The organism is Amycolatopsis alkalitolerans (assembly GCF_006152065.1).
GTDB classification, from domain to species: domain Bacteria; phylum Actinomycetota; class Actinomycetes; order Mycobacteriales; family Pseudonocardiaceae; genus Amycolatopsis_E; species Amycolatopsis_E alkalitolerans.
In genome coordinates this window covers 25,887-41,284 of the sequence record NZ_VDFW01000034.1, presented here as the reverse complement: position 1 = coordinate 41,284, position 15,398 = coordinate 25,887, and the positions used below count along the sequence as shown (strand labels likewise).

18 protein-coding genes and 1 other RNA gene are annotated in these 15,398 nt (G+C 69.2%); 11 read left to right on the top strand and 8 right to left on the bottom strand.

Translation table 11 applies throughout. The features are described 5' to 3' along the window. Window positions 1-65 precede the first annotated feature (65 nt). Window positions 66-812, top strand: a complete 747-nt coding sequence (locus FG385_RS28305; protein WP_139099852.1) for a COG4280 domain-containing protein — start codon at window positions 66-68, stop codon at window positions 810-812. Next, the gene (locus tag FG385_RS28300) at window positions 812-1,045 is read left to right on the top strand and encodes a hypothetical protein (RefSeq protein WP_139099851.1); all 234 of its coding nucleotides are present in this window, start codon (window positions 812-814) and stop codon (window positions 1,043-1,045) included. Before FG385_RS28305 ends, FG385_RS28300 begins: the two co-directional genes overlap by 1 nt. Before the next feature lie 6 nt (window positions 1,046-1,051). Here FG385_RS28300 and FG385_RS28295 read toward each other — a convergent pair whose 3' ends face one another. Beyond that, window positions 1,052-1,630, bottom strand: coding sequence for a Chromate resistance protein ChrB (locus tag FG385_RS28295; RefSeq protein ID WP_139099850.1), 579 nt, complete (start codon window positions 1,628-1,630; stop codon window positions 1,052-1,054). 51 nt (window positions 1,631-1,681) lie between these two features. After that, window positions 1,682-2,578 (bottom strand): LysR family transcriptional regulator, encoded by an 897-nt coding sequence (locus tag FG385_RS28290; RefSeq protein ID WP_139099849.1) that lies wholly within the window; start codon window positions 2,576-2,578, stop codon window positions 1,682-1,684. A gap of 138 nt (window positions 2,579-2,716) precedes the next feature. Between FG385_RS28290 and FG385_RS28285 the strand changes: the two genes are divergently transcribed. The 3 genes from FG385_RS28285 to FG385_RS28275 are packed head-to-tail and all read left to right on the top strand — an operon-like array spanning window position 2,717 to window position 6,402. Continuing rightward, window positions 2,717-4,108 (top strand): M20 family metallopeptidase, encoded by a 1,392-nt coding sequence (locus FG385_RS28285; RefSeq protein WP_139099848.1) that lies wholly within the window; start codon window positions 2,717-2,719, stop codon window positions 4,106-4,108. Beyond that, window positions 4,105-5,379: an MFS transporter gene (locus FG385_RS28280; RefSeq protein WP_139099847.1), complete on the top strand. Its 1,275-nt coding sequence runs from the start codon at window positions 4,105-4,107 to the stop codon at window positions 5,377-5,379. The genes FG385_RS28285 and FG385_RS28280 overlap by 4 nt, the downstream gene beginning before the upstream one ends. A gap of 12 nt (window positions 5,380-5,391) precedes the next feature. Beyond that, window positions 5,392-6,402 (top strand): 1-aminocyclopropane-1-carboxylate deaminase, encoded by a 1,011-nt coding sequence (locus FG385_RS28275; RefSeq protein WP_139099846.1) that lies wholly within the window; start codon window positions 5,392-5,394, stop codon window positions 6,400-6,402. A gap of 335 nt (window positions 6,403-6,737) precedes the next feature. Here FG385_RS28275 and ssrA read toward each other — a convergent pair. Beyond that, window positions 6,738-7,109: a transfer-messenger RNA gene (gene ssrA / locus FG385_RS28270) on the bottom strand. A gap of 159 nt (window positions 7,110-7,268) precedes the next feature. Between ssrA and FG385_RS28265 the strand changes: the two genes are divergently transcribed. From FG385_RS28265 to FG385_RS28255, 3 genes are read left to right on the top strand one after another with little or no spacing between them, the layout of a single operon-like run. After that, on the top strand, window positions 7,269-7,925 hold the full coding sequence (locus FG385_RS28265; RefSeq protein ID WP_139099845.1) for a sensor domain-containing protein: 657 nt from the start codon (window positions 7,269-7,271) through the stop codon (window positions 7,923-7,925). Between the two features lie 8 nt (window positions 7,926-7,933). Then, window positions 7,934-9,064, top strand: coding sequence for a sensor histidine kinase (locus tag FG385_RS28260; protein ID WP_407645561.1), 1,131 nt, complete (start codon window positions 7,934-7,936; stop codon window positions 9,062-9,064). A 53-nt stretch (window positions 9,065-9,117) separates the two neighbouring features. Beyond that, window positions 9,118-9,762, top strand: a complete 645-nt coding sequence (locus FG385_RS28255) for a response regulator transcription factor (protein WP_139099844.1) — start codon at window positions 9,118-9,120, stop codon at window positions 9,760-9,762. 1 nt (window position 9,763) lies between these two features. Here the strand turns inward: FG385_RS28255 and FG385_RS28250 are convergent, their stop codons facing one another. Beyond that, window positions 9,764-10,135 carry a cupin domain-containing protein gene (locus tag FG385_RS28250; protein WP_139099843.1) on the bottom strand — a complete coding sequence of 124 codons (372 nt, stop codon included), beginning with the start codon at window positions 10,133-10,135 and terminating at the stop codon, window positions 9,764-9,766. A gap of 90 nt (window positions 10,136-10,225) precedes the next feature. Between FG385_RS28250 and FG385_RS28245 the strand changes: the two genes are divergently transcribed. The 3 genes from FG385_RS28245 to FG385_RS28235 all read left to right on the top strand — a co-directional run bounded on the left by FG385_RS28245 (window position 10,226) and on the right by FG385_RS28235 (window position 12,328). Beyond that, a complete protein-coding gene (locus FG385_RS28245; protein ID WP_139099842.1) occupies window positions 10,226-10,684 on the top strand; it encodes a MarR family winged helix-turn-helix transcriptional regulator in 459 nt (152 codons plus the stop codon). Window positions 10,685-10,755: 71 nt separating this feature from the next. Continuing rightward, window positions 10,756-10,971, top strand: a complete 216-nt coding sequence (locus tag FG385_RS28240; protein ID WP_139099841.1) for a hypothetical protein — start codon at window positions 10,756-10,758, stop codon at window positions 10,969-10,971. A gap of 97 nt (window positions 10,972-11,068) precedes the next feature. Next, entirely contained in the window at window positions 11,069-12,328 is a 1,260-nt protein-coding gene (locus FG385_RS28235) for an acyltransferase family protein (RefSeq protein WP_139099840.1), read from the top strand. Here FG385_RS28235 and FG385_RS28230 read toward each other — a convergent pair. From FG385_RS28230 to ftsE, 4 genes are read right to left on the bottom strand one after another with little or no spacing between them, the layout of a single operon-like run. Beyond that, window positions 12,318-13,208: an amidohydrolase family protein gene (locus FG385_RS28230; RefSeq protein WP_139099880.1), complete on the bottom strand. Its 891-nt coding sequence runs from the start codon at window positions 13,206-13,208 to the stop codon at window positions 12,318-12,320. The genes FG385_RS28235 and FG385_RS28230 overlap by 11 nt on opposite strands. Beyond that, window positions 13,208-13,684, bottom strand: a complete 477-nt coding sequence (smpB, locus tag FG385_RS28225; RefSeq protein WP_139099839.1) for an SsrA-binding protein SmpB — start codon at window positions 13,682-13,684, stop codon at window positions 13,208-13,210. The genes FG385_RS28230 and smpB overlap by 1 nt, the downstream gene beginning before the upstream one ends. 16 nt (window positions 13,685-13,700) lie before the next feature. Next, complete coding sequence (gene ftsX / locus FG385_RS28220) at window positions 13,701-14,597, bottom strand: permease-like cell division protein FtsX (protein WP_139099838.1); 897 nt, start codon at window positions 14,595-14,597, stop codon at window positions 13,701-13,703. 56 nt (window positions 14,598-14,653) lie between these two features. Continuing rightward, window positions 14,654-15,343: a cell division ATP-binding protein FtsE gene (gene ftsE / locus FG385_RS28215; RefSeq protein WP_139099837.1), complete on the bottom strand. Its 690-nt coding sequence runs from the start codon at window positions 15,341-15,343 to the stop codon at window positions 14,654-14,656. Between the last annotated feature and the right edge of the window lie 55 nt (window positions 15,344-15,398).

Genomic DNA, 15,398 nt, shown 5'->3' with positions numbered 1-15,398 from the left:
CGTTAGCCTCTCGATGTGACTGCTGTTAGAGTCAGCTGGTAGAACATCCGGGAGGGAGGTTGCCAGTGACCACGAGCGCGCTGTTCATCGCGGTGTTCCTGGCTTGCGCGGTGGAAGCCGTCGAAGCGCTGACCATCGTGCTCGCGGCAGGGACCTCGCGGCAGTGGCGATCGGCCCTGCTCGGCGTCGGCGCAGGACTGATGCTGCTGGCCGCCATCGTCGCGGCGCTCGGTCCGGCGCTCACCGCGGTCCCGCTGTCCGCACTGCGGCTGGTCGTCGGCGGGCTGCTGCTCATCTTCGGCCTGCAATGGCTGCGCAAGGCGGTGCTGCGGGCCAGCGGCCACAAGGCTCTGCACGACGAGAACGCCATCTATGCCACGGAGCTGGCCACGGCGCGATCCGCGCCGCGGACCGCACGGTGGGTGGTGACCGACTGGTACGCGTTCACCTTGTCCTTCAAGGGCGTCACGCTGGAAGGGCTGGAGGTCGCGTTCATCGCGCTGACCTTCGGCAGCAACCAGCACAACATCCCGCTGGCCGCGATCGCCGCGATCGCCGCCGTGCTGGCGGTCGCCGGTACCGGATTCGCGGTCCGCGCCCCGCTCGCCAGGGTGCCGGAGAACACGATGAAGTTCGTCGTCGGCGTGATGCTCACCGGTTTCGGCCTCTTCTGGGGCGCCGAGGGGGCGGGCGCCCGGTGGCCCGGCTCGGACGCCGCCTTGCTGGGCATCGTTCCGGCGGTCGCCCTGTTCGCCCTGGCGCTGGTCGCGATCCTGCGCCGGCCCGCCCTCGTCCCCGCCACGGAGAACTGATGATCAAGCGAATCCGCGCGTTCGGCGCGTTCTGGTACGACTTCGTCGTGGGCGACGACTGGCGGATCGCCGTCGCCGTGGTGGCCGCGCTGGCGGTCACGATCGTCCTGAGCCACAACGCGGTGAACCCGTGGTGGGTACTGCCCGTGCTGGTCGCGCTGGTGCTGCCGTGGAGCCTGTGGCGAGCTCGACGTGTGCCCGTGCCGGCGCGCGAGGAAGCCGGGGAGCGCTGACCGCCGTCAGCGGCTTTCCCCTTCTTCGACGTACACGCGCGCCGCGTATTCCTCCAGCGCCTGCTCGCATTTCTCCAGTGCCTGCACGGTCGCCGCGCGGCCCGGTGCGCCGAACACGTCCCGGTCGGTGATCTTGGCGAACCAGTTGCGCAGCTTCACCAGGTCCTCCTCGTTCTCCTCCAGCTCCGCGTAGGTGAAATGGGTGGCCCGGTATTCCTTTTCCAGCTGAGCCAGGAAGTCCTGGCACTTGTCCACGATCTCCTCGTACTCGTCGTCACGCGCGGCCTGGAACGCCTTCCGCACCTCGGGCTCGCCCGCCAGCGCCGTGCACGACATCAGCACCGCGGTTCCCGACATGTCGACGATTTCCCGGCGGAGCTTGCGCAGGGCCCGCTCGCCGGCCGGGCTGGCCGGCAACGCGGCCGCCGAGTTCTGCAGGTAGATCGCCCCGAGGCCCTTGATGCGCCGCCATACCGTCGCGCGCAGGCGAGTCGGCTCCGAAGGGATCCGGTAGATCAACAACAGCCAGCCCGGCTCGCCGCCCTCCTGGCCGTCGGGATCGTTGGAGGTCTGTTCCCTTGACACGACGACAGTCTGCCTGACCGGCCACGATCGCGGCTCCCGGGTTCGGGCCGCTCAGTCACCGATCTCCTCGATCAGGTGCACCAGGAAGGCCCGCACGGCCGCCGGCAGCGCCCGGCGCGCCATCGACTGGATCTGCACACTGCGCCTGCGCAGCTCCGGATTGCGGATCGGCACGATCGCCATCCCGTCCGGGCCGAGCCGCCGCCGTACGGTGAGCGGGCCGACGAGCGTGACCCCGCCGCGCAGCTGCGCGAAGCTCTGCAGCGCGCCCGAATAGTTGCTCACCAGTGCGGGTTCGAAGGCCAGGCCCTCGACCGCGACGCATACGTCGAACAGCTGCCGGATCGTGGTGCCCTCGTCCATCAGCGCGAGCGGGTACTCCAGCAGTTCCGCGAGTTCGACATCGGCGCGGCCGGCGAGCGGGTGGTCGTCCGGCATCAGCGCGTAGATCGGCTGCTGCCGCGAATACTCGACCCGGATTCCCGTTTCCGGGGCCAGACTGTAGGTGACGGCGAGATCCACCGCACCTTCTTTCACCTGCTGGGTCGCCTCCGCCGGGCCAGTCACATTCAACCGGAACCGGACCCCCGGGTGCCTTTCCCGGAATGTGGTTATCGCCCCCGGCAGGAAATCGCGTGCGAATCCCTCCGAACTCGCGAGCTTGACCGTGCTGCGCGCCAGCGCGCGTACCCCGTGCACGTCCGCGAGCACCTGCTCTGCCTCCAGCGCGTTTCGCCGCGCGTAGGCGGCGAGGATCTCGCCCGGCTCGGACAGCACCATGCCCCGCGGCTGCCGTTCGAACAGCGGCGCCCCGACGTCCTGCTCCAGTTTCGCGATCTGCCGGCTGATCGCCGACGTCGCCACGTGCAGGCGCTCGGACGCTTCGCTGATGGAACCCGTGCGCGCGACCTCGAGGAAGTAGCGCAGGGGCGTGGGCAGCAGGCTCATGCGCGGATAGTAGTCGTTGCCGGGAAAGCAACGCAGCCTTCGAAAACGCGTAATTGTCCCCGGTAACCCGGTTTCCTAAACTCGATTCACCGGCTGAATGAATTGTTACTCGCAGGTTTCCGAAGCCAAAGGGGAATGATGTCCCGCGCCGCCGCGCTCGATCGAGCCGCCAGATACTTCGATTCCGGGGAATTCCTGACCGAACTCGCCCACCGGATCTCCCATCCCACGGAAAGCCAGGATCCCGGCCGCGCGCCGGCGCTGCGCGAGTACCTCACCGGCGAGATGATCCCGGCCCTGACCGCTCGCCTGTGCGGCACCGCGCGCGTCGTGGACAACCCGGCGGGCGACTTTCCGCTGCTCGTGGCGTCCCGGCACGAGGGCGAGGGCCTGCCCACCGTGCTGGTCTACGGTCACGGGGACGTCGTGCTCGGTGAGCCCGAGCGGTGGCGCGCGGGGCTGGACCCGTGGCGGGTCGTGGTCGAGGGCGATCGCTGGTACGGCCGCGGCACGGCCGACAACAAGGGCCAGCACGCGATCAACTTCGCCGCGCTGGAACAGGTCCTGCACGAGCGCGGGCGGCTCGGCTTCAACCTCAAGGTGCTGCTGGAGACCGGCGAGGAGTCCGGCTCGCCGGGGTTGCGCGCGGTCTGCGCCGGGCTGCGCGACGAACTCGCGGCCGACGTCCTCATCGCCTCCGACGGACCGCGCGTCGCGGCGGACCGCCCGACGCTGTTCCTCGGTTCGCGCGGCTCGACCCCGTTCACGCTTCGGGTAGCGGAACGAAAAGGTTCCTACCACTCCGGAAACTGGGGTGGCCTGCTGCGCAACCCGGCGACCGTCCTCGCCGCGGCCCTGGCGACCATCGTCGACGCGCGCGGCCGCATCCTCGTCCCTGGCCTGCGCCCGCCGGAGATCCCGGCGAACGTCCGCGAAGCGCTGCGCGACATCACGTTCGGTGGCGGCCCGGAGGATCCCCAGGTCGACGAAGGCTGGGGCGAACCGGGCCTCACTCCGGCCGAGCGCGTCGTCGGCTGGAACAGCCTCGAGGTGCTCTCGCTCGCCGCGGGCAACCCGGACACCCCGATCAACGCGATCCCCGGCGCGGCGCACGCGCACTGCCAGCTCCGGTCCGTGGTCGGCACGGAGGCCGAGAAGCTCGGCGTGGTCCTCCGCGAGCATCTGGACGAGCACGGCTTCGGCATGGTCGAGGTCGAGGTCGGTGCCACCATGCCGGCCACCAGGACGGATCCCGACGACGGCTGGGTGCGCTGGGCGCTCGGCTCGATCGGCCGCACGACCGGTGCGAAACCCGCGCTGCTGCCGAACCTCGGCGGCAGCATCCCCAACGACGCGTTCGCCGACGAACTCGGGCTGTGCACGCTCTGGATCCCGCATTCCTATCCGGCCTGCGCCCAGCACTCCCCGGACGAGCATCTGCTCGCGTCCGTGGCGCGGGAGAGCCTGCTCATCATGACCGGCCTCTTCTGGGATCTCGGCGAGCGACCGCCATCGAGGAGCCATCCATGACCACACAAGCCGTCTCCTCCGAAGCGCCGGTGAAGGTGCGCCGCGTCATCATCGCGGCGTCGATCGGGAACGCGATGGAGTGGTTCGACATCCTCGTCTACGGCTTCTTCGCCGCGACGATCTCGAAGCTGTTCTTTCCCTCCGCCGACGAGACCGTGTCACTGCTGCTGACGTTCGGCACGTTCGCGGTGTCCTATGTGGTCCGCCCGCTCGGCGGGCTCATCCTCGGCGCCTACGCCGACCGCCGAGGACGCAAACGCGCGCTGATGCTGTCGATCCGGCTCATGATGCTCGCGACGCTGCTCATCGCGGCGATGCCGCCGTACGCGAAAATCGGCCTCGTCGCACCGATCGCGATCCTGCTGGCCCGGCTGGTGCAGGGCTTCTCGGCGGGCGGTGAGTTCGGCAGCGCCACCGCGTTCCTCGTCGAGCACGCTCCCGAGAAGCGCGGTTTCATGGCCAGCTGGCAGTTCGCGAGCCAGGGACTCTCGACGCTGCTCGCGTCGTTGTTCGGCACGGTGCTGACGGCCACGCTCTCGGATGCGCAGTTGCAGTCGTGGGGCTGGCGCATCCCGTTCCTCTTCGGCCTGCTGATCGGCCCGATCGGCTACTACATCCGGCGTTACGTGGGCGAGGCCGGTGAGTTCGTCGCCACCGCGGGCGTCGAGCGCGCGCCGGTGAAGGAGACGTTCCGCGGCCAGAAGGGCCGCATGTTCGTGGCGATGGGCGCGCTCGCGGTGTCGACGGCGCTCAGCTACCTCATCACGTTCATGCCCACGTTCGCGGTCAAGGAGCTGCACCTGCCCGCGTCGACGGGATTCGCGTCCACTTTGCTCACCGGGATCGTGCTGACCGGCCTGACACCCTTGGTCGGCCACCTGCCGGACCGGTTCGGCCGTACCCGGATCATGGTGGTGTTCGCGGTGCTGATCCTCGCGCTGGTGTACCCGAGCTTCGCGCTGCTGGTGGCGTACCCGGGCTTCGGGGTGATCCTCGCCGTGATGTTCGTGATCGGCGTGCTCAAGGCGGCCTACTTCGCGCCGCTGCCGGCGATGATGGCGGACCTGTTCCCGATCACCAGCCGCGCCACCGGGATGTCGGTGAGCTACAACGTCGGTGTGATGCTCTTCGGCGGCACGACGCCGCTGGTGATCGTATGGCTCGTGAGTGCGACGGGCAGCAAGATCTCGCTTACCTTCTACCTGATGTTCCTGGCCGTGCTGAGCCTCGCGAGCGCGGTCGTCGCGCGTCGCGTGCTGGGCGTTCGCTGATCGGAGGATCCCTTGTCAATCAACGACTTCGACCGTTACCCGCTGCTGTTCGGGCCCTCCCCGGTGCATCGCCTGGAACGCCTGAGCGCGCACCTCGGTGGCGCCGGCGTCTGGGCGAAGCGGGAGGACTGCAACTCCGGAATCGCCTTTGGTGGCAACAAGACCCGCAAGCTGGAGTACCTCGTCGCCGACGCCCTGGCGCAGGGCTGCGACACGCTCGTGTCGATCGGGGGCGTGCAGTCCAACCACACGCGCCAGGTCGCGGCCGTCGCCGCCCGCGTGGGGCTGAAGTGCGTGCTGATCCAGGAAAGCTGGGTCGACTGGCCGGACTCGGTGTACGACAAGGTCGGCAACATCCTGCTGTCGCGGCTCGCGGGCGCGGACGTGCGGCTGGTGAAGGCCGGGTTCGGCATCGGGTTCAAGGAAAGCTGGGAGCAGGCGATCTCGGAGATCGAGGCGGCCGGCGGTACCCCGTACCCGATCCCGGCCGGTGCGTCGGATCACCGGCTCGGCGGGCTGGGTTTCGCCAACTGGGCCTTCGAGGTGGCGGAGCAGGAGCGGCAGCTGGGGGTCTTCTTCGACACCATCGTGGTGTGCTCGGTCACCGGCAGCACGCAGGCCGGCATGATCGCCGGGTTCGCCGCGCTCGGTGGGCGGCCGCGGCGGATCCTCGGCATCGACGCTTCGGCCAAGCCGAAGGAGACGTGGGACCAGGTGGCGCGGATCGCGCGCGGCACCGCTTCGCTCCTCGGCCTCGACCGGGACCTGACCGACGGCGAGATCCTGCTCGACGAGCGCTACCACGCGGGCACCTACGGCACACCCGACGACGCCACAACGGACGCGATGCGCGTCGCCGCCCGCACCGAAGGCATGATCACCGACCCGGTCTACGAAGGAAAGTCGATGGCCGCCCTGATCGACCAGGTGACACGCAACGAAATCCCCAGGGACTCAACGGTCCTCTACGCCCACCTAGGCGGCCAACCAGCCCTAAACGCCTACAGCACCCTGATCAACTAACGCCGCCCACCCGGGCCCAACCCCCGCGAGGCGACAGCAGAAGCCGCCCACACGGACGGGGGTCCGGGGGCAAGCCCCCGGGCGGGGTTTGGGGGTCGCACCCCCAAAAAAACGACGAAGATCGAGAACAAGCGAAGGCGCCCCCGCGACGAGCAGGGGCGCCTTCGATCGAGTGGGCCTGACGTGGCACAACCCGAACCCTCCGATGCTGGTCAACGACCAACGCAACCAGGCTGGTACGACAGGAGCTCGCACCGCAGGGGGCGTGGGGGACTCGGTCCCCCAACATAATCCGGAACGACCCGGTCCGCGCTTTCCGCGGACACGGGCCGGCCGAGTGGAGGTGCCGGGAATTGAACCCGGGTCCTCTGGCGCCTCACCAAGGCTTCTCCGTGCGCAGTTCGCTGTGCCTCTACTCGGCCCCACCGGTCTCGCGAACAAGCCGGTGTGACGGGCCCAGCCGCTGTGGGTGTTCCTTCCGGACCCCGCGGCCGGGTCCAGAAGGTGAGCCTCCTAGCTGATGCCGGCTACCGGGACGGAGGCGCTCCCGGGCCGACAGACACGCACTCGCTCAGGCGGCGAGGGCGTAGTCGCGCTGACTATTCGTCTTGGCGCTTATTTGAGTGCGATGACGCTTACGGTGGTCTCTCGCCTGCACCGGCACGCTTCCCTTGACTCAACGTCCAAAGTCGAAACCGTTCACCCCCTTGGTGATCCTTGATCCGCCTAGTCTAACGCCCCCGGCAAGCCGGTTTGTTCCCCCGGCGGTAGGGCCTGCCCTACCTCGTAGACGCCCGGGTTCCCCATGGTTCCGGCCCGTGTGGCGGGTGATGCTGAGTGGATCGTTTCGGGAGGAAGGAATCATCATGCACGCGGTCGAGGACGGGACGAGGCCCCATCCTTCGGTGGCTGGTTCGCTGGGGTATCTGCTGCTGAACTTCCCGGTGGGGCTCGCCGGGTTCGTGGCCGTGGTCACGCTCGCGCCGGTGGGTCTGAGCACGGCGATCGTCTGGCTCGGGGTGCCGGTGCTGGCCGTGCTGATCCTGGGGACGCGCGCCGCGGCGCGGTTCGAGCGCGCCCGGGCGCATGCCCTGCTCGGCACGTATGTGGCCTCGCCCTACCGGCCGTTGCCCGCGATCGGCTGGCGGGCCCGGTGGCGTGCGCGGCTGCTCGACGGCGCGACGTGGCGGGATCTGGGCTACTTCGTCGTGCTGTTCCCGATCGGCACGGCGGAGTTCGTCGTCCTCGTGACGTGCTGGTCGGTGGGTCTGGGACTGACGACGCTGCCCACCTATGTCGGCTACCTGCCCGAGGGCACCGACCTGGGCCTCGTCCGCATCACCTCGGCGGTCCAGGCGCTGCCGTGGGCGGTCGCCGGCGTGCTGGTGCTCGCCCTGTCGGTCGTGCTGACCCGTGAACTGGGCGCGGTGCACGCCCGGTTCGCGCGGCTGGCGCTCGGCCCCGGCCCGCGGGCCCGGCGGCTGGCCGAAACCGAACCCGACCTGCGAAGCGCGGTGGCATGATGGCGGGTATGGCCGCAGACCGGGCGCCACTGCACCAGCCGCGCCCGACAGCGGTTCGCACGATCACCTACCTGATCACCGGCTTCGTGCTGCATTTCGCCCAGTTCCTGCTGATCGTGCTCGGCATCGCGATCGGGATCGGGACGGTCGTGATCTGGGTCGGCATCCCGATCCTGATGCTGACCACGAGTGTCATCCGCGGGTCGGCGAACCTGGAACGCCGGTTCGTCGCCCGCATGCTCGCCACCCCACTGCCCCCGGTCGAACGCACCCCGGTCGAGGGCGGGATCCTGCGCCGCTGGCGATACCGCCTTGTCGATCCGACGACCTGGCGCGATCTGGGCTACCTCGCGCTGGTGTTCCCGCTGAGCATCGTCGAGGCGGCGGTCGGGCTCGCGTCGATCGTCCTGCTGCCGATCGCGATCTGGGTCGCCCCGTGGATCGGCTGGATGCACGGCTCGCTCGCGATGGCGCTGCTCGGCCCCAACCGCGCGAAACGCCTCGAGGTCACAGCGCAGCACCTGCAGGCGTCGCGGGCCCGGGGCGTCGACGCCGCCGAGGCGGAACGGCGCCGGATCGAGCGCGACCTGCACGACGGGGCGCAGCAACGGCTCGTGTCGGTGGCGATGAGCCTGGGCCGCGCGAAGAACAAGCTGGGCCGGGATCCCGACGCGGTGCGGGCACTGATCGACGAGGCCCATGTGGACGCGAAACTCGCCGTCTCGGAGTTGCGGGACCTCGCCCGCGGCATCTACCCGGCGGTCCTCGGTGACCGGGGCCTCGACGCGGCCGTGTCGGCACAAGCGGCGAAATCACCGATCCACGTCGACGTCGAGGTGGACGTGCACCCACGCCCGCCGGCCGCGGTCGAAACCACCGCGTACTTCATCGTCGGTGAGACCCTGACGAACATCGCGAAGCATTCGGGTGCGACGGAGGCGAGCGTCAAGGCCTCGCGCGCCGAGGACAAGGTCGTCCTCGAAATCACCGACAACGGGCACGGTGGCGCCCACCTACGGCCAGGTGGCGGGCTCGCCGGCCTGGCCGACCGCGCGGCGACGATCGACGGGGTGATCACGGTGGTCAGCCCCACCGGCGGCCCCACAGTCATCAGAGCCGACCTCCCCTGCCAATGGTGAACTGGTTCGTGAGTCAATAGCTGCCGACACACACCAACTCACCCGGGGGCCGTATGCGCGTAGTGCTCGCCGAGGACGCCGTCCTGCTGCGCGCGGGAATGCAGCGCCTACTGGCCGACGAAGACATCCACACCGTCGCCGCCGTCGACAACGCCGACGACCTCATCCACGCGGTCACCACACACAAACCCGACCTCGCCATCGTCGACGTCCGGATGCCCCCCACCTACACCGACGAAGGCCTGCGCGCCGCCCTGCAGGCCCGCGAAACCATCCCAGACCTGCCAGTGCTCGTGCTCTCGCAATACGTCGAGGAAACCTACGCCGTCCAACTACTATCCGGCGGCGCCGGCGGCGTCGGCTACCTACTCAAAGAACGGGTGGCCGACATCGCCGACTTCCTCGACGCGGTGCGCCGGGTCGCCCGCGGCGGCACGGCGATCGACCCGGAGGTGATCGCGCAGTTGATGGCACGTGGCCGCAAGAACCCGCTCGACGCGCTCACCGCACGCGAGTCAGAGGTGCTCGGCCTGATGGCACAGGGCCTGTCCAACACCGCCATCGGCGCACGGCTCGTCGTCTCCCAAGGCGCGGTCGAAAAGCACATCGGCAACATCTTCGCCAAACTCGGTCTCGAAGCCAGTTCGGAGGAACACCGCCGGGTGCGCGCCGTGCTCACCTACCTCGGCCGAGCCTGAATCACCGCGCCCAGGGCGGCTCGATCGTGCGCCCGTCGATCACGCCGACCATCCCCTTCGAGGTCGCCACCGTGAGGCGCGCGGTTCCGGTGCCGTCGTTGGCCAGCCGGACCGGGGTGTCCGGCGGCACGATGAGCGCATCCCCCGGCACCAGTTCGTGCTTGCCGTCGCCGATCTCCGCGCTGATCCGCCCTTCCTGCACCACTAACACCTCTTCGCGGCTCACCGTATGTCTTTCACTGGCCGCGCCAGGCGCGGCCTCGAGAGCCCACACCGCCAGTTCGGTCGAGCCACGGCTCGGCACCGCGAGCGGGCGGAACGTGAATCCGTGATTCTGAAAGGTCGGAGCATCGGCGAGAGACACCACAGGCACGAGAATCCTCCAAGTAGTCAAGTAGCTTGACCAAGTTCACAGTACGAGTGCCAGCCGATATAGTCAAGTCACTTGACCACAGGAGGCCTCATGCCGCACGGTGACCTGCCCGCCCTGCTGGCGCTCACCTGCCGCGCGGTCATGGATCAGATCCACGATCACCTTGCCGCAGACGGCTTCGCCGACGTCCGCCCGGCGCATGGTTTCGCGTTCCAGTTCCTGTCACACCGCGACGGAGCGACGGCGGTCGAACTCGCCGACCATCTCGGCGTCACCAAGCAGGCCGCCGCGCAACTGGTCGACGACCTGGAGAAACGCGGATACGTCGAGCGGCACCCGCATCCAGCCGACCGGCGCAGCAGGATGGTGTCCCTGACCGCGCGTGGCTGGCAGTGCATCGACCGGTTCATGACGTGGTCCGCCGACGTGGAGTCCCGCTGGGCCACACTCATCGGCGCCGGTCAACTCGACCAGCTGCGCGGCGGGCTGCTCGAGTTCGTCCGGGACGCCTCACGGGAACGCCAAGTCACGCTACGGCCGGTTTGGTGAGCCCGAGCGACACCGAGCGTGAATCCCCTATCCTGGTCGGACGTCAGCGAACGTCCGGAGGGGGCAGCACGATGAGCGAGGTGAGCGTCCGCTTCTTCGGCGGCCCGCTGGACGGCCGGGTCCAGACTCTCGGCGCGGAGGAGCCGGTCGCGGGCAGCGTCATGCGGCACGTGCACCTGCACGACGGGCCGAAGATCGAAACCCACTACCGCCTCGATTACTCCCCCGAATCCGGCTGGGAGTACCGCCTGTGCGGCGTCACCACCTCCGAGGTGGACGAGGTCTAGTAGGGCTGACCCCACCAAGGCGTTGCGCTGAACCGGAACCCGAAGACGGCGGCTGGCCTGGCTGCCCGGAAGCCCTTGTGCGACAAGGCTTCAAGCCATGCGACCAAGCCAGCGGGACAGTTTCCTCGACGTCGTACGCGCGGGCGCGATCCTCGCCGTGATCGCTCAGCACTGGCTGATGCCCGTGCTGAGCTATGGCGGCGGCCGCCTCGCGACCGGTAACGCGCTCGCCACCCCCGGCTGGGCGCCGATCACCTGGCTCTCCCAGGTGATGCCCCTGGTGTTCTTCGCCGGCGGTGCGGCCAATTTCATCTCGCTGGGCCGCGCCCCGTCGGCTCGTGACTGGCTGGCCGGGCGAATCGGCAGGCTGCTGCTGCCGGTGCTCCCGCTGGCCGCCGTCTGGCTCGCCGCGCCGGCCGTCCTGCGCGGCTTGGGTGCACCCGAGCAACCCGTCGAGGTCGCGGGTGCGATCGCCGGGCAACTGCTGTGGTTCCTCGCGGTGTACCTGCTGACCGTGCTGGCCACACCGCTCATGGCGGCCGCGCACCGGCGCCTGCCGCTCGGGGTGCCGCTGGTGCTCGGCGGGATGGCGGTGCTGGTGGACGTCGTCCGCTTCGAAGCCTTCGGCCTGTTCGGATACCTCAACGCGCTCTTCGTGTGGCTCGCGGTGCACCAGCTCGGCTTCCATTACGTGGACGGCCGGCTCGGCGCACTGAGCCGCCGCTCGGCGCTCACCCTCTCGGCCGCGGGCTTCGGGATCACCGCGCTGATGGTCGCGTTCGGTCCGTACCCGGTGAGCATGATCGGCATGCCGGGCGCACCGGTGTCGAACATGAGCCCGCCGACCGCGGTGCTGCTGAGCCTCGCCGCCGGTCAGATCGGGCTGGTCCTCGCGATCCGGCCCCAGTTGCGGGCGCTCGCGGCCCGTCCCGGCCCTGGTACCGCGCTGCGGTGGATCGCCTCCCGCTTCATGAGCGTCTACCTGTGGCATATGCCCGCGCTCGTCGTGGTCGCGGGGGTCAGCGTGCTCGGTTTCGGGTACGCCACGCCGGAACCCGGCTCGGCGCGCTGGTTCGCCGCGGCACCGTTGTGGATCGCCGCCGCGGGTCTGGTCCTGCTCGGGCTGCTGCGCGTGTTCGGCCGGTTCGAGGCCGTCCCGGTGCACGGCACCGCGCCGATGCCGCGGCTCGTCACGGCCGCACTGTTCGGTTCGCTCGGCCTGCTCGGACTCGCCGCGCGCGGTTTCGCCACGCCACCCGGCGGCGCCATCCTGAGTGGTCCGGTGCCCTGGGTGACGCTGGTGTTCGCGGGCGCGCTGCTGGCCTCGCACCGCAGCCCGGCCACGGTCAGAGGTTGAGCAGCTTCGCGGGAGTGTCGTGCAGGACCGCACGCAGGAACGGCTCACCGAGGCGATCGTCGGCCGCCCAGCCGGCGATCGCCCGCAACTGCGTCGCGTAGGAGTACGGGATGTTCGGGAAGTCCGTGCCCAGCACGACCCGGTCCGCTATCTCGACCAGGCGGTCGGTCCAGTCGCCCGGCAGCGGCATCAGCTTCTCGGTGAACGGCGCGCCGACCATCGTGGTGTCGATATGCACCCGCGGGTACCGCGCCACCAGGTCAAGCGCGGCCTCGTACTCGGGCATGCCGGCGTGCGCCAGTACCGCGACGAGCCGTGGATGCCGCGCCAGGACCTCCTCGAACACGTCCAGCCCGGTGAACGGGCCGCGTTCGGGCCCGTGCCCGGCGTGCACGACGACCGGCACGCCCGCGTCGGCGATCGCGCCCCACGCCTCGTCGAGCAGCGGATCACGGGGGTCGTACGCACCGACCTGCACATGGGCCTTGAAGCACCGGGCGCCCGCCCGCAGCTCGCTGTCCACATAGGACGACGCAGCGGGCTCGGGGTAGAGGGTGGCCGTGCGGACCGAGGCGGGCACGCGCTCGGCGAACCCGGCGAGCCACGCGTTGAGCCATTCGGCCATGCCGGGCTTGTGCGGGTACGCCAGCGGCGCGTACCTGAGCACCCCGAACGACTCGAGCAAGGCGATTCGATCGATCTCGGGCTGGCGGTACCACACCGGCCACGACGCGCCGAGCCGCGCTTCGACCTCGTCGAAGTAGGCCCAGACCTTGGTCATCATCCGGTCCGGCAGGAAGTGCAGGTGCAGGTCGACCAGGCCGTCGAGACCCAGCCCCCGCACCCAGGCCGCGATGTCCTCGTCCCGCTCCGGGCCGATCAACGGCGCCCTTTCAGCGCCCGCCCCACGGCGCGTTGCATCTCGCGCTGCGCGTCGCGCTTCGCCAGGTCCTGGCGCTTGTCGTAGGCCTTCTTGCCCTTCGCGAGGGCGAGTTCGACCTTGACCTTGCCGTCCTTGAAGTACAGCGACAGCGGGACCAGGCTCAGCCCGCTCTCCTTGGTCTTGCCGATCAGCTTCTCGATCTCGCCGCGGTGCAGCAGCATCTTGCGGTGCCGCCGGGCCTCGTGGTTGGTCCACGTGCCGTGTTCGTACTCGGGGATGTGCAGGTTGCGCAGCCAGACCTCGCCGTCGTCGACCGTGGCGAACGCGTCGGCGAGCGACGCGCGGCCGGCGCGCAGGCTCTTCACCTCGGTGCCCACCAGGACGAGACCGGCCTCGTAGGTGTCGAGAATCGACCAGTCGTGCCGTGCACGCCGGTTCGACACGATCACCTTGTGACCACGTTCCTTGGGCATACCGACCAGTTTATCTTCAGTGTCGAACGTATAGCCGCAGCGTCACGTAACCCGTGGTCGCCGAGATGACGATCGAGGCGAGCAGCAGCCATGGCGAGGTCACGATGATGTCGAGCAACTCGATCTTGGGGATGATGCCCGAGGTGACGCCGAGGATCCGGTCGAGGAAGGCGTACTTCAGCGCGATCAGCCCGGTGACCGAGAGCACCCAGCCGACGATGCCGGTCATCACCGCCTCGAGCAGGAACGGCAGCTGCGTGTACCAGCGGGTCGCGCCGACCAGGCGCATGATGCCGACCTCCGTGCGCCGGGTGAACGCGGAGATCTGGACGGTGTTGGAGATCAGCAGCAATGCGGCGAGCGCCTGGACGAGCGCGATGACGAACGTGCCGTCCCGGACGGAACCGAGCAGGCCGAAGAACCGGTCCAGGAACTGCTGCTGGTCCTCGACGCGGTCGACGCCCGGGCTCTTGCCGTACTCCTGCTGGATGATCGCGCTGCGGCTCGGGTCGTGCAGCTTGATCTGCAGCGAGGCCGGCAGTGCCTCGGGGCGCGCGGACTGCACGAGGATCGGGTTGTCTTGGAAGATCTTCTTGAACCGCGCGTAGGCCTGGTCGCGGTTCTCGAAGACCACGGACTCGACGGCGGGGTTGTCCTGGATCTGCTGGCGCAGGGTCCGGCACGGGTCCTTCGAGCAGTCCGTGTCGTTGGCGCTGACGTCCTGGGTCAGGTAGATCGAGACCTCGACGTCGGCCATGTAGTTGACCTGCATCTTGTCGATGGTGCGCACGATGAGCAGGCCGCCACCGAGCATGCCGAGCGAGACCGCGGTGGTGATGATCATCGCGATGGTCATCGTGACGTTCCGGCGGAGACCGGTGAAGACCTCGCTGAAGACGAAGCTTGCGCGCATCGGGGATTGTGTCCTTGGGTCGGGGGAAGAGGCGGGCGGGGACCGGAGCGGGGGAACTACCGGCCGACGCCGTACACGCCGCGGGCGTCGTCGCGGATCACCCTGCCAAGCTGCAGTTCGACGACGCGGCGCCGCATGGAGTCCACGATGGAGTGGTCGTGGGTCGCCATCAGCACCGTCGTGCCGGTGCGGTTGATGCGCTCCAGCAGCAGCATGATGTCCTGGCTGGTGTCCGGGTCCAGGTTCCCGGTCGGCTCGTCGGCCAGCAGCACGAGCGGCCGGTTGACGAACGCCCGCGCGATGGCGACACGCTGCTGCTCACCGCCGGAGAGCTCGTTGGGCATCCGGTCGGCCTTGCCGTCGAGCCCGACGAGTTCGAGGACCTCGGGCACGACCTTGCGGATGATGTGCCGGGGCTTGCCGATGACCTCGAGCGCGAACGCGACGTTGCCGGCGACCGTCTTGTTGCCGAGCAGCCGGAAGTCCTGGAACACGCAGCCGATGGTCTGCCGCAGCCGGGGGATTCTGCGGCGGGCCATCTTCGCGACGTCGAAGTTGGACACGAACACCCGGCCCTTGGAGGGCACCTCCTCCCGCAGCAGCAGCCGCAGGAAGGTCGACTTCCCCGAGCCCGAAGGGCCGATCAGGAAGACGAACTCGCCTTTGTCCACCTCAACGGACACGCCCTCGAGAGCGGGACGCGTCGACGTCTTGTAAACCTTGGAGACACTGTCGAGCCGGATCACGGTGGGCCATCCTACTCATGGCTACCGTTAAACCTGGGTAGGCATCTTCCCCGAT